Annotated in this window: 15 protein-coding genes; 4 read left to right on the top strand and 11 right to left on the bottom strand. The window is 61.5% G+C overall.

Annotated elements, in window-relative coordinates; all coding sequences use genetic code 11:
• Positions 1-40 precede the first annotated feature (40 nt).
• From glpD to malT, 5 genes are all read right to left on the bottom strand, one after another.
• A complete protein-coding gene (glpD, locus tag KHA73_RS00550) occupies positions 41-1,549 on the bottom strand; it encodes a glycerol-3-phosphate dehydrogenase (protein WP_234587412.1) in 1,509 nt (502 codons plus the stop codon).
• Positions 1,550-1,807: 258 nt separating this feature from the next.
• Entirely contained in the window at positions 1,808-2,566 is a 759-nt protein-coding gene (locus tag KHA73_RS00555) for a DeoR/GlpR family transcriptional regulator (RefSeq protein WP_004930797.1), read from the bottom strand.
• 53 nt (positions 2,567-2,619) lie between these two features.
• Positions 2,620-3,456: a rhomboid family intramembrane serine protease GlpG gene (glpG, locus tag KHA73_RS00560; RefSeq protein ID WP_234587414.1), complete on the bottom strand. Its 837-nt coding sequence runs from the start codon at positions 3,454-3,456 to the stop codon at positions 2,620-2,622.
• Positions 3,457-3,624: 168 nt separating this feature from the next.
• A complete protein-coding gene (gene glpE, locus KHA73_RS00565) occupies positions 3,625-3,951 on the bottom strand; it encodes a thiosulfate sulfurtransferase GlpE (RefSeq protein WP_234587415.1) in 327 nt (108 codons plus the stop codon).
• Positions 3,952-4,034: 83 nt separating this feature from the next.
• Entirely contained in the window at positions 4,035-6,749 is a 2,715-nt protein-coding gene (gene malT / locus KHA73_RS00570; protein WP_234587416.1) for an HTH-type transcriptional regulator MalT, read from the bottom strand.
• 506 nt (positions 6,750-7,255) lie between these two features.
• Between malT and malP the strand changes: the two genes are divergently transcribed.
• Together malP and malQ are read left to right on the top strand one after the other, a co-directional pair.
• A complete protein-coding gene (gene malP / locus KHA73_RS00575; RefSeq protein WP_234587418.1) occupies positions 7,256-9,661 on the top strand; it encodes a maltodextrin phosphorylase in 2,406 nt (801 codons plus the stop codon).
• 9 nt (positions 9,662-9,670) lie between these two features.
• A complete protein-coding gene (gene malQ / locus KHA73_RS00580) occupies positions 9,671-11,761 on the top strand; it encodes a 4-alpha-glucanotransferase (protein ID WP_234587420.1) in 2,091 nt (696 codons plus the stop codon).
• Between the two features lie 117 nt (positions 11,762-11,878).
• On the opposite strand, the gene nfuA is transcribed toward malQ, so the two are convergent.
• Together nfuA and gntX are read right to left on the bottom strand one after the other, a co-directional pair.
• On the bottom strand, positions 11,879-12,454 hold the full coding sequence (gene nfuA / locus KHA73_RS00585) for a Fe-S biogenesis protein NfuA (RefSeq protein WP_061798998.1): 576 nt from the start codon (positions 12,452-12,454) through the stop codon (positions 11,879-11,881).
• A 58-nt stretch (positions 12,455-12,512) separates the two neighbouring features.
• The gene (gene gntX, locus KHA73_RS00590) at positions 12,513-13,196 is read right to left on the bottom strand and encodes a DNA utilization protein GntX (protein ID WP_234587422.1); all 684 of its coding nucleotides are present in this window, start codon (positions 13,194-13,196) and stop codon (positions 12,513-12,515) included.
• 40 nt (positions 13,197-13,236) lie between these two features.
• Here gntX and bioH point away from each other — a divergent pair, with 40 nt between their 5' ends.
• Positions 13,237-14,031 (top strand): pimeloyl-ACP methyl ester esterase BioH, encoded by a 795-nt coding sequence (gene bioH / locus KHA73_RS00595; protein ID WP_234587423.1) that lies wholly within the window; start codon positions 13,237-13,239, stop codon positions 14,029-14,031.
• A gap of 244 nt (positions 14,032-14,275) precedes the next feature.
• Entirely contained in the window at positions 14,276-14,560 is a 285-nt protein-coding gene (locus tag KHA73_RS00600) for a YdgH/BhsA/McbA-like domain containing protein (protein WP_234587424.1), read from the top strand.
• 20 nt (positions 14,561-14,580) lie between these two features.
• Here KHA73_RS00600 and KHA73_RS00605 read toward each other — a convergent pair whose 3' ends face one another.
• The 4 genes from KHA73_RS00605 to KHA73_RS00620 all read right to left on the bottom strand — a co-directional run bounded on the left by KHA73_RS00605 (position 14,581) and on the right by KHA73_RS00620 (position 20,354).
• On the bottom strand, positions 14,581-14,838 hold the full coding sequence (locus KHA73_RS00605) for a FeoC-like transcriptional regulator (protein ID WP_234587426.1): 258 nt from the start codon (positions 14,836-14,838) through the stop codon (positions 14,581-14,583).
• Complete coding sequence (feoB, locus tag KHA73_RS00610; protein WP_234587428.1) at positions 14,838-17,153, bottom strand: Fe(2+) transporter permease subunit FeoB; 2,316 nt, start codon at positions 17,151-17,153, stop codon at positions 14,838-14,840. The genes KHA73_RS00605 and feoB overlap by 1 nt, the downstream gene beginning before the upstream one ends.
• A gap of 61 nt (positions 17,154-17,214) precedes the next feature.
• On the bottom strand, positions 17,215-17,439 hold the full coding sequence (gene feoA / locus KHA73_RS00615) for a ferrous iron transporter A (protein WP_234587429.1): 225 nt from the start codon (positions 17,437-17,439) through the stop codon (positions 17,215-17,217).
• A 584-nt stretch (positions 17,440-18,023) separates the two neighbouring features.
• Positions 18,024-20,354: a Tex family protein gene (locus tag KHA73_RS00620; RefSeq protein WP_234587431.1), complete on the bottom strand. Its 2,331-nt coding sequence runs from the start codon at positions 20,352-20,354 to the stop codon at positions 18,024-18,026.
• Positions 20,355-20,388: the final 34 nt, after the last annotated feature.

The raw sequence follows: 20,388 nt of genomic DNA on the forward strand, positions 1-20,388 counted from the left end.
AAAAAAGGCCGCTTAAGCGGCCTTTTTCTTATGCGTCGGCTCAGGAAGCCAGCGACAGCGTTTTCGCTTTCGCGTGTTCCGCCAGCCAGGTTTTCACCCGCGCCTGCTGCGCGTCGTCCAGCCACATGCCCAGCTTGGTGCGGCGCCAGATGGCGTCGTCCAGCTCCACCACCCACTCTTTGTCGATCAGGTAGCGCAGTTCGGCTTCGTACAGGCCGTGGCCGAACTCTTCACCCAAATCGCTGAGGGCGTTGGCGCCGGCCAGGATCAGCTCGCTGTGGCTGCCGTAGGTACGGGCATAGCGGCGCGCCAGGGATTCCGGCAACCAGCCGTGCTCGCGGCGCAGCTTGGCGGCGTAGCTGTCGCGGTCGCCACCGATGTCGCCACCGGGCAGCGTGCCGTTTTTGGTCCACGCCGGGCCGCAGCCTGGGTAGTAGTGCGCCAGTTTTTCCATCGCATGCTCCGCCAGCTTGCGGTAGGTGGTCAGCTTGCCGCCGAACACCGACAGCAGCGGCGCTTTGCCCTGCTCGTCGTGCACGTCCAGCGTATAGTCGCGGGTGACCGCCTGCGGCGAGTCGGACTCGTCGTCGCACAGCGGGCGCACGCCGGAGTAAGTCCAGACGATGTCGTCACGGCCCAGCTGCTTCTTGAAGTGATCGTTGTACACTTTCAGCAGGTAGTTGATTTCGTTCTCGTCGATCTTCACGTCTTTCGGATCGCCGTGGTATTCCACGTCGGTGGTGCCGATGATGGAGAACTCGTCGTTCCACGGGATCACGAACACGATGCGGTGGTCTTCGTTCTGCAGAATGTAGGACTGCGGCTGATCGTGCACGCGCGGCACCACGATATGGCTGCCCTTGATCAGGCGGATGCCGTAAGGCGATTTCAGCTTCAGGCCGTCGTCGAAGAAGTGTTTCACCCACGGACCGGTGGCGTTGACCAGGCCCTTGGCGCGCCAGGTAAAGGTTTTGCCGCTGTCGACGTCGACCGCTTCCACCATCCACAGGCCATTTTCACGCCATGCGCGGGTCACTTTGGTGCGGGTGCGCACTTCGCCGCCGCGTTTTTCCACTTCCTGCGCGTTCAGCACCACCAGGCGCGCATCGTCGACCCAGCAGTCGGAATATTCGAAACCGCGCTTCAGTTCAGGTTTCAGCACCGATTCTGGTCCAAAGCGCAAACCCTTGCTGCCCGGCAGGCTGGTGCGTTTGCCCAGGTGATCGTACAGGAACAGGCCGATGCGGATCATCCAGGCCGGGCGCAGGTGCGGCTGGTGCGGCAGGCGGAAACGCATCGGGAACGCGATATGCGGCGCCAGCTTCAGCAGCACTTCGCGTTCGGCCAGCGCTTCGCTCACCAGACGGAATTCGTAGTGTTCCAGGTAGCGCAGGCCGCCGTGGATCAGTTTGGAACTGGCGGAAGACGTAGCACAGGCCAAGTCTTGCGCTTCCAGTAGCAGTACCGACAGCCCGCGCCCGGCAGCATCCGCCGCGATGCCGGCACCGTTGATGCCGCCACCGATAACGATCAAGTCTTTGGTTTCCACGTCATCTTCCTCCAGATGTTCGAAATAGCTCTTTCATGTTCGTTTTCGCTCATGATTGTAATCAAAAACCAACAAACAAGCCAAGACTTAACCAAACAAAAACATTTAGGCGTGATAGAGGTAACAGTTTGATGATAGTAGTTATACAAAATGAAGGGATAAAGACGCGGGCAATCGAGGGTTCAGCAGGCTGAACCCGTCGGGCATGGGAAGCATGGCGCGGGCGCGGCGGGCTGCGCCCCGAAGGCTAGAGGAAGGTCAGCACAGCTCCAGCTGCACGTCGTACTGCTCGATGATTTTCATCACGCTGGGCGGCGGCAGCTGATCGGTGAACAGATAATCGATCAGGTTCATGTTGCCCAGGTTGACCATCGCATTGCGGCCGAATTTGGAGTGGTCGGTGACCAGCATCACGCAGCGGGAATTTTCGATAATTGCGCGTTTGGTGCGCACTTCGTGATAGTCGAATTCGAGCAGCGAGCCGTCCATATCGATGCCGCTGATGCCGAGAATGCCGTAATCCAGCCGAAACTGGGAGATAAAGTCCAGCGTGGCTTCGCCCATGATGCCGCCGTCGCGGGTGCGCACTTCGCCGCCGGCCAGGATCAGGCGGAAGTCCTCTTTGGCGGTGAGCAGGGTGGCGACGTTGAGGTTGTTGGTCACCACGCGCAGGTTCTTGTGGTTCATCAGCGCGTGGGCCACCGCTTCCGGCGTGGTGCCGATATCGATAAACAGCGTGGCGCCGTCCGGGATCTGGCTGGCGACGCGCTGGGCGATGCGGGCCTTCTCTTCCGACCACATCACCTTGCGGTCGTTATAGGCGGCGTTGACCGAGCTGGACGGCAGCGCGGCGCCGCCGTGATGGCGCTGGATCTTGTTCTGATCGGCCAGGTCGTTCAAGTCGCGGCGGATCGTCTGCGGGCTGACGTCAAAATGCTCCACCAGCTCTTCCGTACTGACGTATCCCTGCAGGCGCACCAGCTCGATAATTGCGTCATGACGCTGTGTTTGCTTCACGATAATCCCCTAAAACGCCCGGTATACCCAGCGGTGGGCATAGGTCCTGGCTGTTATTGTTCGTTGTGCGCTCGATGACGCGTGTCCCAAAATGCCATCAATAACCCTAACACTAAACCGGCTACGTGTGCCGCGTTGGCGATCGACATTCCTAAAATATCGAAATATCCGGCCACCAGCCACAGCACCGAAAACACCATCAGGCCGCGCGGCAGCATCAGGCCGCGCTCCGGCGCCCGTTCGCCCGAGAGCCACGCGTAGCCCATCAGCGCATACACCACGCCGGAAAGGCCGCCGAACAGCGCGCCGCTGAACAACGACTGCGCCCAACCGCTGAAGAACGCCGACACCACCGCCAGCACGAACAGCTTGCCGGCGCCGAGGCGCTTTTCCATTGGCCCGCCGAGGTACCACCACCACAGCAGGTTAAAGACGATGTGCAGCAGCGAGAAGTGCAGAAACGCATGGCTGACCCAGCGCCACAGCTGCAGGTATTGGCTGCTGTCCTGCGGCCACGACAGCCAGTACATCACCTTGTCGTCGCCCAGCAGCTGCATCAGGATATACACCGCAATGCACAGCACCATCACGCTCAGCGTCAGCGGCCCGGCCTTGCTGCGCAGGGCATGCAGATAGGAATAGCCCTGATAGTGCAGACCGGCGTCGGTGTGGCCGGTCTGCCAGCTGGCGGCCTGATAACGGCGGTTGAGCGGATCGGCCAGGAACTGCTGCAGCTCATGCTGCACCTGCTCCAGATGGCCGTCGTCAGCCAGCCAGATTTCGGCCGCCTCGCCGCTGTTGCGCAGCTCGAGCCGGATGCCCTGGGTCGCCATATAGTCGACAAAGGCCAGCGCCAGGCGCGGGTTGGATACGGCGATTACTCTAACCATTGCTCTTCCGTCTAAGTGAATGATTTTAGCCGCCGCTTTGGCGTCGACGGCCCAGACGGCCGATTATAGCGTCGAAATCCTGAGCGCAAACAAGGGATCCGTGAAAAACCGGTAAAAACGCCGGCCGGCGGCGAAGAAAAGATACCCGCCGGCGAGCGGCGGGCAAGATCAGGCTGAGGTTTCAACGTCCTGCGGGTACTGGCGCGCCCAGGCCTCAAAGCCGCCGTCGATGCTGTAGACCGCGTCGAACCCCTGATGCAGCAGATACTGCGCCGCGCTGCGGCTGCTGTTGCCGTGGTAGCACATCACCATCACCGGGCGCTCGAAGTCGTTCTGCTGCATAAAAGCCTGCAGGCTGGCGTTGGTGAGGTGAAAGGCGCCCGGGGTATGCCCGGCTTCAAAACTCTGCGGATCGCGGATATCGACCAGCGCGGCGCTGCCGTCTTTCCAACGGGTGTACGCCTGCTCGACGTTGATCGCTTCAAACTGTTCCATGACTTCCGACTGCCTCGTAATAGGGGAATGCCGCCATTGTAGCCAATTCCGCGGCAATTAAGACCAGAGCAACGCTGTGGTTTTTAAGCGCCATACCCCATCATTTTCAGCAGCTGCTGCGCCTGTTGCACCGCTTCCTGCCGGTGGGCCACGCCCAGCTTCTGGTACAGGTTGCGGATATGGGTCTTGATGGTGGTGGCCGCCACATCCAGCTCGCCGGCGATCTGGTCATTGCTGTAGCCGGAATAGATCAGCCCCAGCACTTGCCATTCGCGCTGGGTCAGCGGGCTGGTGCGAATCAGTTCCGGCACCTGCGGGTGAGTCAGCAGCTTATCGACGAAGTTCTCGTCAAAATGGGCGAATTTGTGCCGGTGGTGCTGGTTGATGTCGCGCAGAATGCGCTGGGCGCGATGCTGCTCCAGCTCCGGCAGCGTATTGAGCTGGATCAGCTGGCGCAGCTGCTGCGCCATCGCTTCGCCCTCGATAACGAAGTGGCTGATAAAACCCGTGCGGTTGGCCAGCGACAGCGCCTCTATCAACACCTGCTGCGCTTCGCCCTTGCGATCTTGTTGCCAATAGAGCTGGTTGCTGAGCAGCAGGTTGCGGTTGAGATCGCTCATCAGCCGCAGCCTGCGGGCATTCTCGTTCAGTTCGTCCAGCACCACCCCGGCCTCTTCATGCTGGCCGAGCAGGATCTGCACCCGGGCGATATTGCGCCACTGGCCCTGGGTAAAATGGTTGTCCGCCATGCCGGGTTTTTCGGTCTGGCGCAGCCACTGGGCGGCGGCGGCGGCGTCGCCGGTCATCTGCCAGTGGATCACCCGCGATTTGTCGGTATTGGTCAGCCAGTCGCGGTGGTATTGCGCGCCGTGCAGCAAGGCTTCGCAGCGCTGCAGGTGGGCGTTGGCGTTGTCCAGATCGCCGCGCGCCAGCGAGCATTTCGCCAGCATGGCGATGCACTGCAGCTGCTGCTGCGGCTGGTAGTTGGCGAGGATTTTCAGGCCGGCGCGCGCGGCGTCTTCCGCCTCGTCCAGACGCGACCACGACCACAGGATCTGCGCGCGGATGCGCAGCAGGAACTCATGCATCGGCAGCTGTTCCAGGTGCTGCTCGCGCACCAGTTCAAACGCTTTGTCCTGCGTCTCGTAGGCCGCCTGCAGGAAGCCCTGGGCTATCAGGATTTCGCTCTGCTGCAGCAGCGCCCACAGCGCGTAGTGGTAGGCCTGATGGCGGCGCGCCATCTGTTCGGTCTGCTGCATCATCGGCAGCGCGCGCGCCAGCTCGCCTTTGCAATGGTGAACTTCGCCGGTCACCGAGGTGGCGACGATGCGGCTGTAATAGCTGGACAGCGGCAGGAACTTCAGCGCCTCGGTCGCCAGGCGTTCGGCTTCCTCCGGCTTGCCGGCGTTGATCGCCACCTGGGCGCGCAGGGCGTCGAACTCGGCGCGCAGCGTTTGATCGACTTCAATCTTCTGCTCGCGCATCGTCCGTTCGGCGCGCTCGAGCAGGGTATTCACTTCGCCGTAGCGGTGCTGGCTCTGCGCCAGCCAGGCCTGCAGCAGCGCCAGCTTGGGATTTTGGATCAGGCGTTCATACGGCAGGGCGTTGAGGCACTCTTCCAGCAGCGCCAGTTCGCTGTGGTGGAACAGCGACCAGGCGTGCTGCAGCAGGATGTCGCGCAGCATGCTGACGTCGCTGGCCGCCAGCGCGTGGTGGATGGCCTCTGCCGGGTAACCCAGCGCCATCCAGCCTTCGGCGGCGGCGCGGTGCAGCCCAGGCAGCTCCAGCGCCAGCTCCCATTGGCAACGTTGGCGCAGGAAGGTGGCGAACAGCGGATGGAAACAGAACCATTCGCCGGTGTCGTCCATACGGTGGATGAACAGCCCCTGGCGCTCCAGCTCTTCCAGCCGTTGCTGGCCGTTGTCTTCGCCGGTCAGGCGCACGATCAGGGCATCGTTCATCGAACGCAGCACCGAACAGCGCAGCAGGAAAGCGCGCGTTTCGGCGTCGACGTGATCCAGCACCTCGTCCACCAGGTAATCCGATAAATGGCTGGCGTTCAGTCCCGCCAGCCGTTTGGCCGACAGCTGAGCGGAAGAGGCGGACTGACGGGCCGACAACGCGATCAGCTGCAGCGCGGTGGCCCAGCCTTCGACCTCGTCGCACAGGCGGCTGCTGTCGTGCTGCTCCAACGGCGCCGCCAGCCGGCAGTCGAAGAACTGTTTGGCTTCCTGATGGTTGAACGCCAGCTGCTGCGTGCCCATTTCCAGCAGCTGATCGCGCACCCGCAGGTTGGCGATGCCGAGCGGCGGCAGGGTACGCGACAGCAGGATCAGCGTCAGGTTTTCCGGCTGATGCCGCAGGAAAAACCGCATGGCTTCGTGAATGACGTCGTTGGTGATCAGATGGTAGTCGTCAATCACCAGGTACAGCGGCTGGTGCCAGTCGGACAGCTCGATAAACAGCTGGGCGAACAGCGCCGACAGGCTGGCGTATTGATGCTTCTGGCTCAGCGCCTCGCTCTTCACGCAGTGGCCGCCGCTGGCCTGCTGCAGCGCGGCGATCAGGTAGCTGGCGAAGCGCTCCGGCTGGTTGTCGCTTTCATCCAGCGAATACCAGCCGAGGTCGGTTTTCCCGGCCGCCCATTGGGCGACCAGCGTGGTTTTTCCGTATCCCGCCGGGCAATTGACCAGTGTCAGGCGATAGTTGCCGGCGCTGGCCAGTTTGGCCAGCAGGCGATCGCGGATCACGGTATTTTGCAGCCGTACCGGGCGGCTCAGTTTTGATGGGATCAGCATAGTATTCCAGGGTGAAAATCGCGGTTCCCGCCGCCTAAGGCCAGCCCGAAGGAGTGCATATCATCGCGACTCTCGCCGGGATCGGAATGGAGCTAATTATTTTATGGTTCGTAATTAATAGCCCCCCTAAGTTCTGACAACGTTAAACGTATTGCAACAAGCTTCCGCATTGGCTTGGAGTTAAGTTGCTATCGATCACACTTTTTTACGTTTAGCGCCGGCTCGCCGCGCCGTCGCCGGGATCGCATTTCCGGCCATGGACAAAACTTCAGCAGTGCGAATAACTATGCTAACGTCATCCGTAGCGTTCTCAGTGCTCGCCGCACCCGGCGGTGGGCTTTTTTGCATCGTTGCAAGGGAGTCAAAAAGTGCCTGAGATCACAATTCCAGCTACGCCCCAATCCTCCTCCCCAGCTAATCCCCAGGCGGGATGATGCCGCCCGGTCTTCTCCCCGGCACGATAACGGCAATTAAACGACCCACTTACTGGATAGAGAGTTTCCCTTATGTCACAGCCTACGCTTAAAAAGGATGCTTTTCTGGCGGCACTGACCCGCCAGTGGCAACGGTTCGGCCTCAGTTCCGCACAGCAGATGACCCAGCACCAATGGTGGGAAGCGGTAAGCAGTGCGCTGGCCGAACAGCTGAGCGCGCAGCCCGCGCCAAGCCGCAGCGCCAAGCCGCAGCGCCACGTGAACTACATCTCGATGGAGTTTCTGATTGGCCGCCTGACGGCGAACAACCTGATTAACCTGGGCTGGTACGACACCGTTGAACAGGCGCTGGCGGAGCAGGACGTTAAACTGGCGGACCTGCTGGAGCAGGAAACCGACCCGGCGTTGGGCAATGGCGGGCTGGGGCGTTTGGCGGCCTGTTTCCTCGATTCGATGGCTACCGTCGAGCAGCCGGCCACCGGCTACGGGCTGAACTATCAGTATGGGCTGTTCCGCCAGTCGTTCAGCGGCGGCCAGCAGCAGGAGGCGCCGGACAACTGGCAGCGTGAAAGCTACCCATGGTTCCGCCACAACGCCGCGCTGGCGGTGGACGTGGGCATCGGCGGCAAACTGGAGAAGCTGGCCGATGGCCGCGCGCAGTGGCGCCCGGCGTTCACCCTGCGCGGCGAAGCCTGGGATCTGCCGGTGCTGGGCTTTCGCAACGGCGTGACCCAGCCGCTGCGCCTGTGGCAGGCGACCCATCAGCATCCGTTTGATCTCGGCGCTTTCAACGACGGCAAGTTCCTGCAGGCTGAGAAGCAGGGCTGCGATGCCGCCAAGCTGACCAAGGTGCTGTACCCGAACGATAACCATCAGGCCGGCAAACGCCTGCGCCTGATGCAGCAGTATTTCCAGTGCGCCTGCTCGGTGGCGGATATTCTGCGCAAGCATCACCAGGCGGGCCGCAAGATTGAAGACCTGCCGAAGTACGAAGTGATCCAGCTGAACGACACTCACCCGACCATCGCCATCCCGGAAATGCTGCGCATTCTGCTGGATGAGCATCAGCTGAGCTGGGACGCCGCCTGGGCTATCACCAGCAACACCTTTGCCTACACCAACCACACCCTGATGCCGGAAGCGCTGGAGTGCTGGGACGAGAAGCTGGTGCGCAGCCTGCTGCCGCGCCATTTCGCGATCATCAAACAGATTAACGCCAACTTCAAAAAGTTGGTGGAGCAGCACTGGCCGGGCGACGAGGCGGTATGGGCCAAGCTGGCGGTGCACCATAACAAGCAGGTGCGCATGGCCAACCTGTGCGTGGTCAGCGGTTTTGCGGTCAACGGCGTAGCGCAGCTGCACTCGGATCTGGTGGTGAAGGATCTGTTCCCGGAATATCACCAGCTGTGGCCGAACAAGTTTCACAACGTCACCAACGGCATCACGCCGCGCCGCTGGCTGAAGCAGTGCAACCCGGCGTTGTCCGGGCTGATCGACGAAACCCTGAAGGTGGAGTGGGCCAACGATCTCGACGCGCTGAAAGGGCTGGAGAAATACGCCGACGACGCGGCTTTCCGCCAGCGCTACCGGCAGATCAAACGCGACAACAAGGTGGCGCTGGCCAACTACGTGCACGGGGTGATGGGGCTGACGCTAAACCCGGACGCAATCTTCGACGTGCAGATTAAACGCCTGCACGAGTACAAACGCCAGCACCTGAACCTGCTGCACATTCTGTCGCTGTATCGCCAACTGCGCGACAACCCGAACCTCGACATCGTGCCGCGCGTATTCCTGTTCGGCGCCAAGGCGGCGCCGGGCTACTATCTGGCGAAAAACATCATTTACGCCATCAATCAGGCGGCGGAGAAAATCAACAACGATCCGCTGGTGAAGGATCGGCTGAAGGTGGCGTTTATCCCAGACTACCGGGTGTCCGTGGCCGAGCTGATGATCCCGGCGGCGGACATTTCCGAGCAGATTTCTACCGCGGGCAAAGAGGCTTCCGGCACCGGCAACATGAAGCTGGCGCTGAACGGCGCGCTGACCGTCGGCACGCTGGACGGCGCCAACGTCGAGATCGCCGAGCAGGTGGGCGAAGACAACATCTTTATCTTCGGCAATACCGTCGAACAGGTGAAGGCGCTGTTGGCGAAGGGGTATGACCCGCTCAGCTATCGCAAGAAAGACAAACACCTGAAAGCGATCCTGGACGAACTGGCGAGCGGCGCCTTCAGCCACGGCGACAAGCACGCTTTCGACATGATGCTGCACAGCCTGCTGGAAGGCGGCGACCCGTACCTGGTGCTGGCCGACTTCGCCTCTTACTGCCAGGCGCAACGCCAGGTAGACCAACTGTATCGCGATCGGGACGAATGGACGCGCCGCACTATCCTTAACACCGCACGCGTCGGCATGTTCAGTTCGGATCGTTCGATCCGCGACTACCAGCAGCGCATCTGGCAAGCAAAGCGTTAAGGAGAGCGAATGGACCGCAAACGTATCGATCAGGCGGCCGCTCAGGCGGGTATCGCTGCCGACTACATCAATGCCCACGGCAAGCCGCAGGCGAGCCCGCTGGAAACCAAGCGTAAGCTGCTGGCGGCGATGGGCCGCGATGGGGGGCCGGTGGAAAAGACGCCGCCGCCGCTGCCGGCGGTAAAGGTGTTTTATCAGGGGGCGCCGATGGCGTTGCCGTTGGGCGGGGAGGGCGAGTATCTGTGGGGGCTGCAGCTGGAAGACGGCGGGCGTCGGCAGGGGAAAGCTCATGCGCGCAAAACCCTGACGCTGCCAGGCGACCTGCCGGCGGGCTATCACCAACTGACGCTGAGCCAGGGGCAGCAACGGTGGCCGTGCCGGCTGATCGTCGCGCCCAAACGCTGCTTTGAACCGGACGCGCTGCTGACCGGCAAGAAGCTGTGGGGGGCCTGCGTTCAGCTCTATACGCTGCGTTCCGATCGCAACTGGGGCATCGGCGATTTCGGCGACCTGCGGCTGATGGTGGAGCAGGTCGGCGAACGCGGCGGCGCTTTTGTCGGCCTCAACCCGATCCATGCGCTGTATCCGGCCAATCCGGAAAGCGCCAGCCCGTACAGCCCATCGTCGCGCCGTTGGCTGAACCTGGTGTATATCGACGTCAATGCGGTGGAGGAATTCCAGCGCAGCAAGGCCGCGCAGCAATGGTGGCTGAAGCCGGCGACGCAGCAACAGCTGGCCAAGGCGCGCGCCGCCGATTGGGTGGATTACGGCGCCGTTACGCAGCTTAAGCTGGCGGCGCTGAAGCTGGCGTTCCCGGAGTTCCTGGCGCGCAAAGCCGGCGATGCGCAGCGGCAGGCGTTTGAGCAATTTGTCGTCGACGGCGGCGAAAGCCTGCAGCAGCAGGCGGCGTTCGATGCGCTGCATGCGCATCTGGCGGCGAGAGACGGCAGCCTGTGGGGTTGGCCGGCCTGGCCGGAACGCTATCGCCAGGGGCAGAATGAAGCGGTGCTGCAGTTTTGCCGGGAACATCAGGACGAAGTGAGTTTCTATCTGTGGCTGCAGTGGCTGGCGGCCAGCCAGTTCGCCGAGTGCTTCAGCCAAAGCCGGCGGCAGCAGATGCCGATTGGCCTGTACCGTGATTTGGCGGTCGGGGTGGCGGAGGGCGGTGCGGAAACCTGGTGCGATCGCGAACTATACTGCCTGAAGGCTTCGGTCGGCGCCCCGCCGGATATTCTCGGGCCGTTGGGGCAAAACTGGGGGCTGCCGCCGATGGATCCGCACGTGATGGCGGCGCGCGGCTACCAGCCGTTTATCGATCTGCTGCGGGCCAACATGACCAGCTGCGGCGCGCTGCGTATCGATCACGTGATGGCGTTGCTGCGGCTGTGGTGGATCCCCTATGGCGAAACGGCGGATCACGGCGCCTACGTCAAATACCCGGTGGACGATCTGCTGGCGGTGTTGGCGCTGGAAAGCCAGCGGCACCGCTGCATGGTGATTGGCGAGGATCTCGGCACCGTGCCGGTGGAGATTGTCGGCAAGCTGCGCGACAGCGGCGTCTACTCCTATAAGGTGCTGTATTTTGAGCGCGACGCGGAGAATCATTTCCGTGCGCCGCAGGCTTATCCGGTGCAGGCGATGGCGACCATCACCACGCACGATCTGCCGACGCTGCGCGGCTATTGGCAGAGCGGCGATCTGACGCTCGGCAATGAGCTGGGGCTGTATCCGGATGCGGAGATCCTGCGTGAGCTGTTCGCCGATCGCGAACGCGCCAAGCAGGGCCTGTTGGACGGGTTGCATCGCTACGGCTGCGTGCCGCAGAAGGTGGGCAAGAAGGCTTCCCTGCTCGGCATGAGCCCGCAGCTCAACCGCGGGCTGCAGCGCTACGTCGCAGACAGCGCCAGCGCGTTGCTCGGCCTGCAGCCGGAGGACTGGCTGGACATGGCCAGCCCGGTCAATATCCCGGGCACCAGCGATCAGTACCCGAACTGGCGGCGCAAGCTGACCCATACGCTGGAAGAAATGTTCGCCGACCCGCGGGTCAATCGCCTGCTGAAGGATTTGGACAAACGGCGGCGCAAGGTGTCGGTGGGGTGAGGATGAGATGCCGCTGTATTCAGGCGAAGGATGAGAACTTTGGCCTATCCAAATGATGGATAGCCGCATTAATTGGCGCTGCAGCCAACAGGCTGCAACGCCAAATTAAGAAGGGTATCAGTAGTAAGAGTGCTCGCCGCGCTGGTGCTCGGTCAGATCGCGCACGCCTTTCAGCTCTGGGAACTTCTGCAGCAGCTCTTTTTCGATGCCTTCTTTCAGCGTCACGTCGACCATGGAGCAACCGTTGCAACCGCCGCCGAACTGCAGAATGGCCAGGTTGTCGTCGGTGATCTCCATCAGCGTCACGCGGCCGCCGTGGCCGGCCAACTGCGGGTTGATCTGCGATTGCAGCACGTATTCAACGCGTTCCATCAGCGGCGCGTTGTCGTCTACCTTACGCATTTTGGCGTTAGGCGCCTTCAGCGTCAGCTGCGAACCCAGCTGATCGGTCACGAAGTCGATTTCGGCGTCGTCCAGATACGGCGCGCTCAGTTCATCGACATAGGCGGACAGTTTTTCGAACTTCAGTTCGGTGTCTGTCGCTTCTACCGCGTCCGGCGGGCAATAAGAGACACCGCATTCGGCCGTCGGCGTGCCCGGGTTGATCACGAACACGCGGATTTGGGTGCCTTCTTCTTGATTTGCCAGCAGTTTGGCAAAGTGTTCCTGTGCAGCATCTGTTATACGAATCATAGCATTAGCTCAATAGTTGACTTCTATAGTCGGTTATAATACGCCCATTGCCGTGGCACTACAACGTGCGGCAAACGCACCATATCTGCAGCGATGCGGCACCCAGCCGATGTAACAGCGTCGCGATTTCCGCCACCGTACTGCCGGTGGTGACCACGTCATCCAACAGGGCGATATGCTGGCCGGCCACCTGCTCGCGACAATCGAAGGCGCCGCGCAGGTTGCGCCGCCGCGCGTCGGCGCTCAGCAACTGCTGCGGAGCGGTTGCACGCACCCGGCGCAGCGCGGCGGGCCGATAAGCGCAACCCAGCCAGCGCGCCAGCGGCCGCGCCAACAGATCGCTCTGATTATAGCCGCGCCGCCAGCAGCGTTTAGCCTGCAAGGGTACCGCTAAAATCAGGTCTGGTCTGTACAGATTCTGCTCTCTGTGCGCCTGCAGCCAGCTCAGCAGGATCAGGCGCGCCAGCGTCGGCGCCAGCTCGGGCGCGTGCTGGAATTTGAACCTCTTGACCAGTTGGCTGTAGGGCGGGCGATAGTCGCCGGCGAACACCAGCCATTGCCAGGGCGGCGGCCGTTGCAGGCAGCGCCCGCAAAGGAGATGCGGGGCACCGGCGGGCAGGCCGCAGCGCGGGCAACATGGCGGCCTGGCCGGCAGATGGCGCAGACAGCTGCTGCAGATGCCGTGGCAAGCAAGCCGCAATGGCTGTCGGCATAGCCAACAGCGGCTGTGGATTGATAGCATGGATCCCCGCTAACGTATGAACTTGAAAGGACATTAACCGATGACAGCGCTGTACTGGCAAACGATAGGGGAAGGCGAGCGCGATCTTGTGCTGCTGCACGGCTGGGGTTTGAACGCCGAGGTGTGGGGTTGCATGCTGGCGCGGCTGACGCCGCATTTTCGCCTGCACCTGGTGGATTTGCCGGGCTATGGCCGCAGCCAGGGGTTTGGCGCTATGCCGCTTGAGCAGATGGCGGAGAAGGTGCTGGCCGCCGCGCCGCCGCAGGCCTGGTGGCTCGGTTGGTCGCTCGGCGGGCTGGTGGCCAGCCAGGCGGCGCTGCTGCAGCCGCAGCGGGTGCTCGGGCTGATCACCGTCGCTTCTTCACCGTGCTTTACCGCGCAGGACGATTGGCCAGGGATCCGCCCGGAGGTGCTGAGCGGCTTTCAGCACCAGCTGAGCCAGGATTTTCAGCGCACCGTCGAGCGTTTTTTGGCCCTGCAGACGCTGGGCACCGAAAGCGCGCGCCAGGATGCCCGGCAGTTGAAGGCGGTGGTGCTCAGTCAGCCGACGCCGACGGTCGAGGTGCTAAACGGCGGCCTGGAGATCCTGCGCACTGCCGATCTGCGCAAACCGCTGGCGCAGCTAACCCTGCCGCTGTTGCGCATTTACGGCTATCTGGACGGGCTGGTGCCGCGCAAAGTCGCGGAGCTGCTTGACGCCGGCTGGCCGCACTCTGCCTCGGCGATCGTGCCCAAAGCCGCCCACGCGCCCTTTATTTCTCATCCGGATGAGTTTGCGTCGATGGTTGAAAGCTTTATCCAGGCGCATGACAGCGGGCGGGGAAGCGCACAATAGGGCGCTAAAAAAACGGCCTTTGGGTGGATAAAAGACAAAGCTGTTCGATACTTAGGAGGTCAATGCGTTGGCTGCAAAATGAAAAAAAACCTGCGGGTTTTTCATTTTGGCGTTTCGTCTCTGGGAAACAAGGCCTCGTCAGGGAAAGCAACGAAGCCTGAGGATGTCGCGGCAGCCTGCCTTATCGCGCATTGACTCTTGACGGCTTTCATAACAGATAAATTATCCATTGAGAGGTAGAGTCATGAAATCATTGAAGATGATAATAGCAGCGTTGGTGGTGGGTTCGGTGTCTTTCAGCTCTCTGGCGGCGACCCTGCTGACCAAGGAAGATCTGGACAAGAATCCGGGTAAATACGAGAAGCTCGGCACCGTGACTACCACCGCGGAAACCACGTCGCCGATGGACGCGAAGGAAGAGTTGTCCAAACTGGCGGACGAGAAAGGCGGCCAGTATTTCGTCATTCTGGCTGGCCGTGAGCACGGCAAGTTCAGCGCCATCGCTGAAGTCTACAAAGACAAGCAATAATCCCCAAACGTTCAGGGGCGCTATGCGCGCCCCTGATGCGATCGCGTCAAACGATACACCACCGTACTGCACCCTTGCCCTTGCGGGCAGCTTTTGCAACTGCCGCTCAGGCAGGCGCCGTTATCCTGCTCGATGCGCACCACTTTGCCCATGGCCGTTAAACGCTCCAGCATCGCCTGCACCAGCGGCAGCGGCGTCGCCAACAGCCGGCTGAGCTGCTGCGCCTGTGCGCTGCCGTGCAACGCCAGCGCATCGCGAACCTGCAGCAGGCCGGCCATCAGTGGCAGCTCCCCTTGGCGCTTTGGCAGCAGGCGGCGGGCGTGGCGTGGCCAAGCCGCACCGTCACGCGGCTGCGCGCCCGGCGCAGGCCAAGCAGGATCAGCAGGTTCACCAGCAACACCGCCAGGATCGCAGTCAGGCTGTACTGCGGATGCTGGCTGAATGTCGCCGCCTGGTAGAACAGCGTCGCCAGCGAATAGGCGATGTTCAGCCCCCATAGAATGGAAAAGGTCATCCAGCCGCGGCTTGATTCGCGGGCTATGGCGCCCATCACCGACACGCAGGGCACATACAGCAGCACAAAAATCAGGTAGCTGTAGGCGGCAATGCCCGAGCCGAATTTGTTGCTCATTACGCCCATTGAACCGACGCCCATTTCGCCGTCGCCCTTGCTGGCCTCGATCGGGTTGGAGAGCACGCTCAGGCTGAAGGTATTTTTCAGCCCCTGCCAGGTTTCTTGCAGCGCGCCGCTCAGTTCGTCCAGCAGGTTAAAGTTGGCGGCGTCGAATGCCTCGTTGCTGATATGTTCGGCGGTGTACAGGGTATTCAAGGTGCCGACCACCACCTCTTTGGCCATGGCGCCGGTCACCAGGCCGACGGTGGCCTGCCAGTTATCGCCGCGTACGCCCATCGGCTGCAGCAGCGGCGTCAGCACTTTTGACACCGACGCCAGTGCGGAATCGTTGATGTTGCCGACCGGTTTGCCGCTGAACGAGAAACTGTTCAGCCCGCCGATAAAGATGCTGGCGATGACGATCACCTTGCCGGCACGCAGCACGAAGCCTTTTAGCCGCTGCCAGGTTTGCAGCAGCAGGCTTTTCAGATGCGGCACGTGATAGACCGGCAGTTCCATGACGAACGGCGAGGCTTCGCCGCGCATGATGGTGTATTTCAGCACCAGGCCGGTGAGGACTGCCACCACGATGCCGAGCATATACAGCGAGAACACCACGCCCGCGCCGTCCTGGCCGAAGAAGGCGGCGGCGAACACGGCAAAGATTGCCAGACGGGCGCCGCACGACATGAAAGGCGCCATCATGATGGTAATCAGCCGCTCGCGCTGGGCGTCCAGCGTGCGGGCGCCCATGATGGAAGGCACGTTGCAGCCGAAGCCGACGATCAGGGGCACGAAGGATTTGCCCGGCAGCCCGAGCGCCTGCATCAGGCGATCCATGACGAAGGCCGCGCGCGCCATGTAGCCGGAGTCTTCCAGGAACGAGAGGAACAGGTACATCATGCCGATCTGCGGCACCAGCGGCAGCACGGTGTTGATGCCGCCGCCGACCCCCTGCGCCAGGAAGATGGTCAGCCACGCGGGGAAGTGCAGCGTACCACCGAGCCACTGGATGCCCTGAATGAAGATGGCCGCCGAGCCGATATCGAAAATCGGCTGCAGCGCGCCGCCGATGTTGATCGCCAGCAGGAACATCAGGTACATCACCAGCAGGAAGATAGGCACCCCGAGCCAACGGTTGAGGATCAGGTTATCCAGCAGTTCGGTCAGGCGATTCGGCATCGCCTGCTGCGCGTTGCTGACCGCATCGCACAGCGCGGCGATCGACTGGTAGCGGGCATCGGCAATCACCAACGCCGGGTCTTCCTGCTGCTGCCGTTGCAGCGTCTGCCTGGCCGCCGGCAGCAGTGCGGCGGCGCCGCCCGCCAGGCTGTGGCTGTAGATATCCCCCTCCAGCATCTGCAGCGCCAGCCAGCGGCGTTGTTCCGTCGGCAGGGTTTGCGGCATGGCGTCGCTCAGCGTGGCGACCTCTTTCAGCAGCAGCGGCGGGTAATTCACCAGCGCCTTCAGCTCGTTGAACCGGTGGTGGTCGATCATTTGCTTCAGCACGCCGATGCCGTCGGCCCGGGTGGAGACCATCGGCACCACCGGGCAGCCGAGGCGCGCCGACAGCGCGGCGACGTCGATGTCGATGCGCTGGCTTTTGGCGATGTCGAGCATGTTCAGCGCGACGATGCAGGGAATGCCCAGTTCCAGCAGCTGCAGCGTCAGGTAAAGATTGCGCTCCAGGTTGGAGGCGTCGACCACGTTGATCAACAGATCGGCGTCGCCGCTGAGGATATAGTGGCAGGCGATCTGTTCGTCGAGCGAGGTTTGCTCCGAGATGGTGGTCAGGGAATAGGTGCCCGGCAGATCGACCAGCTTGGCCTCAGACTGCGGCGTCGCGAAGTGGCCCTCCTTGCGTTCGACCGTAACGCCCGCCCAGTTGCCGACCCGCTGTCTGGCCCCGGTCAGCTGATTGAACAGCGTGGTTTTACCGGAGTTTGGATTGCCTATTAAGCCGATGGTGAGTTTTTTCATAATCCAGGGTGATACCAGTCAGTGAAAACAGCGCCGACGCAGCGGAGCGGCGGCAAACGGGTCAGGACTGGCCGTCGAGCAGCAGCAGGGCCAGGTCTTTTTTACGCAGCACCAGGCTGACGCGGCGGGTTTTTATTTCTATCGGATCGCCGAGCGGCGCGACGCGCACCACGTCGAATGAAGAACCGGGCAGCATGCCGAGCGATAACAGTTTCTGGCGATAGGCTGCGCCAATCTCGCTGGAGAAGCCGACGATTTTATAGGCGTGTTTAGGCTGAAGTTGCATGTTATTAACCTTTCGCGAACCGATGATAGTCGGGCTGATGATTATTAAGCGTTGCCGGTTAACAGCCGGCGTTATTCATCCATAAGGTCATGCGCTAAATAAGGGAAATAATGGTAATGAGAATCATTGCCAAAATCAATACAAAAAGTAGGGCTATCGTAACCAATTATTATGCACCCTTCGCTGCCGGTGGCATTGCCTTACCGGCAGCCGTTTTACCACCGCCCACGGTGCGGCACAAATGAGAATGGCGGGTTAAATCCGTTACGCAATTGCGGCGGTTTTTTCCCGTTTGCAAAATAAGGCGGCGGCCGGATCGCTTTTTATTTGCACCGCAGAAAATTTAATAACATTTTCCTGGCTGAATGCGAGCGGTAACCATTTGTGTTTCGCCCATAAATCGCAAAATGAAAACGGGGTGTTAATTGAAGTGTTAATAAAGGGCTATCGGTGGCGATTTACCGAGGGGGAGATTGAGAGGCGGGGGGGAGAATAAAAAGTTGGCGGTTTATTGAGGCGGGTCAAAAAAGCGTTGCGATAATTTGCGGCAAGGGCGGAGCAAACTCCGCCCTGAATAGCCAGGCTTAACGTTTTTTACCGAACGCCGCCGCCAGGGCATCGCCCATGGCGCTGTTGCCGGCCGGCGCGCTGGCGCGCGGCTTGGTTTTGTTGGCCGGCGCCCGGTTGGCGTTATCGCGCGCCGGCGCCGCCGTGCCGCCGCCGCGGCGCGGCGAGCCTTCGCCCGGCTGTTCATCCAGGCGCATGCTCAGCGCGATGCGTTTGCGCTGCAGATCGACCTCCATCACCTTCACTTTGACGATGTCGCCGGCTTTCACCACGGTGTGCGGATCTTCAACAAACTTATCCGCCAGCGAGGAGATATGCACCAGGCCGTCCTGATGCACGCCGATATCCACAAAGGCGCCGAAGTTAGTGACGTTGGTGACCGAACCTTCGAGGACCATTCCCGGCTGCAGATCGTTGAGGGTTTCAACGCCTTCGGCAAAGGTGGCGGTTTTGAACTCAGGGCGCGGGTCGCGGCCTGGTTTCTCCAGCTCTTTCAGAATGTCGGTTACCGTCGGCATACCGAACTTTTCGTCGGTAAAGTCGCTGGCCTTCAGGCTGCGCACCGCCGACGAATTGCCCATCAAATCCTGCAGCGCCTGCTGGGTGGCGGCCAGAATGCGTTCCACCACCGGGTAGGTTTCCGGGTGAACGGTGGAGGCGTCCAGCGGGTTGTCGCCGTGGTTGATGCGCAAGAAGCCGGCGCACTGTTCGAAGGCCTTCGGCCCCAGGCGGCTGACTTTCAACAGCTGCTCGCGATTGCTGAAGCGGCCGTTCTCATCACGCCAGTTGACGATGTTCTGCGCCATCATGCGCGTCAGACCGGCCACGCGGGTCAGCAGCGGCACAGAAGCGGTATTCAGGTCGACACCGACGGCGTTCACGCAGTCTTCCACCACCGAATCCAGTTTCTTGGCCAGCTGGCTCTGGCTGACGTCGTGCTGATACTGGCCGACGCCGATGGATTTCGGGTCGATCTTCACCAGCTCCGCCAGCGGATCCTGCAGGCGGCGGGCGATGGATACCGCGCCGCGCAGCGAGACATCGAGGTTAGGGAATTCCAGAGCCGCCAGTTCGGAGGCGGAATACACCGAGGCGCCGGCTTCGCTGACGATCACTTTCTGCGCTTTAACGTCGCTGAACTGTTTTTGCAGATCGAGGTAGAAGCGTTCGGTCTCGCGCGAGGCGGTGCCGTTGCCGATGGCGACCAGTTCCACCTTATGCTTGATGCACAGCGCCGCGACGATGGCGGCGGCTTTGGCCGCCTGGCCGGTATGCGGGTAGACGGTGTCGGTGGCGACCAGCTTGCCGGTGGCGTCCACCACGGCAACCTTCACCCCGGTGCGCAGGCCCGGGTCCAGGCCCATGGTGGCGCGCATGCCGGCCGGGGCGGCCATCAGCAGATCCTGCATGTTGCGGGCGAAGACGTTGATCGCTTCGTCTTCCGCGCGTTCGCGCACCGTGCCCATTAATTCGGTTTCCAGGTGCAGCAGCACCTTGATGCGCCAGGTCCAGTTGACCACCGCTTTGCGCCAGGCGTCGGCCGGCGCATCGTTCAGGCGCAGGTCGAGGTGGTTGATGATGATCTGCTCGCCCTGGCTTTCGCGCGGCGCTTCTTCAAACTGCGGATCGGCGTTCAGCGCCAGCTGCAGCACGCCTTCGTTGCGGCCGCGGAACATCGCCAGCGCGCGGTGCGAAGGCACCTGGGAAATCGGTTCGTGGTGATCGAAGTAGTCGCGGAATTTGGCGCCTTCCTCTTCCTTGCCTTCCACTACCTTGGACACCAGATGGGCGTTTTTCCACAGGTAGTTACGCACCTTGGCCAGCAGGGTGGCGTCTTCGGCAAAACGTTCCATCAGAATATAGCGTGCGCCGTCGAGGGCGGCTTTCACGTCCGCCACGCCTTTATCGGCGTTAACGTAACTTTCGGCCAGCAGCTCCGGCTGCTGCTGAGGATCCTGCCACAGGGTATCCGCCAGCGGTTCCAGGCCGGCTTCGATGGCGATCTGGCCGCGAGTGCGGCGCTTTGGTTTGTACGGCAGGTAAAGGTCTTCGAGTTCGGTTTTGCTCAGCGTGGCGTTAATCGCCCCCGCCAGCTGCTCGGTCAGTTTGCCCTGTTCGTCGATCGATTTCAGGATGGTCTGACGGCGGTCTTCCAGTTCACGCAGATAGCCCAGGCGGGTTTCCAGCTGGCGCAGTTGGGTGTCGTCCAGGCCCCCAGTGACTTCCTTACGATAGCGTGCAATAAAGGGCACGGTATTACCTTCATCCAGCAGACGGATGGCGGAGTCAACTTGCTCCGGCCGGGCCTGCAGTTCTGTTGCAATAATGCGGCTCAGTGGGTCATTCATAAGTCTGGTATCTGTGTTGAGAACGGTGAATAAA

Origin of the sequence: Serratia entomophila (assembly GCF_021462285.1) — a bacterium.
GTDB classification, from domain to species: Bacteria; Pseudomonadota; Gammaproteobacteria; order Enterobacterales; family Enterobacteriaceae; genus Serratia; species Serratia entomophila.

Excerpts from the sequence above, each read along its gene's own strand:
- glpG (WP_234587414.1), bottom strand. The coding sequence starts at position 3,456 with ATGGTTAGAGTAATCGCCGTATCCAACCCGCGCCTGGCGCTGGCCTTT.
- glpE (WP_234587415.1), bottom strand. The coding sequence starts at position 3,951 with ATGGAACAGTTTGAAGCGATCAACGTCGAGCAGGCGTACACCCGTTGG.
- malT (WP_234587416.1), bottom strand. The coding sequence starts at position 6,749 with ATGCTGATCCCATCAAAACTGAGCCGCCCGGTACGGCTGCAAAATACC.
- malP (WP_234587418.1), top strand. The coding sequence starts at position 7,256 with ATGTCACAGCCTACGCTTAAAAAGGATGCTTTTCTGGCGGCACTGACC.
- malQ (WP_234587420.1), top strand. The coding sequence starts at position 9,671 with ATGGACCGCAAACGTATCGATCAGGCGGCCGCTCAGGCGGGTATCGCT.
- nfuA (WP_061798998.1), bottom strand. The coding sequence starts at position 12,454 with ATGATTCGTATAACAGATGCTGCACAGGAACACTTTGCCAAACTGCTG.
- gntX (WP_234587422.1), bottom strand. The coding sequence starts at position 13,196 with ATGCTATCAATCCACAGCCGCTGTTGGCTATGCCGACAGCCATTGCGG.
- bioH (WP_234587423.1), top strand. The coding sequence starts at position 13,237 with ATGACAGCGCTGTACTGGCAAACGATAGGGGAAGGCGAGCGCGATCTT.
- KHA73_RS00600 (WP_234587424.1), top strand. The coding sequence starts at position 14,276 with ATGAAATCATTGAAGATGATAATAGCAGCGTTGGTGGTGGGTTCGGTG.
- KHA73_RS00605 (WP_234587426.1), bottom strand. The coding sequence starts at position 14,838 with ATGGCCGGCCTGCTGCAGGTTCGCGATGCGCTGGCGTTGCACGGCAGC.
- feoB (WP_234587428.1), bottom strand. The coding sequence starts at position 17,153 with ATGAAAAAACTCACCATCGGCTTAATAGGCAATCCAAACTCCGGTAAA.
- feoA (WP_234587429.1), bottom strand. The coding sequence starts at position 17,439 with ATGCAACTTCAGCCTAAACACGCCTATAAAATCGTCGGCTTCTCCAGC.
- KHA73_RS00620 (WP_234587431.1), bottom strand. The coding sequence starts at position 20,354 with ATGAATGACCCACTGAGCCGCATTATTGCAACAGAACTGCAGGCCCGG.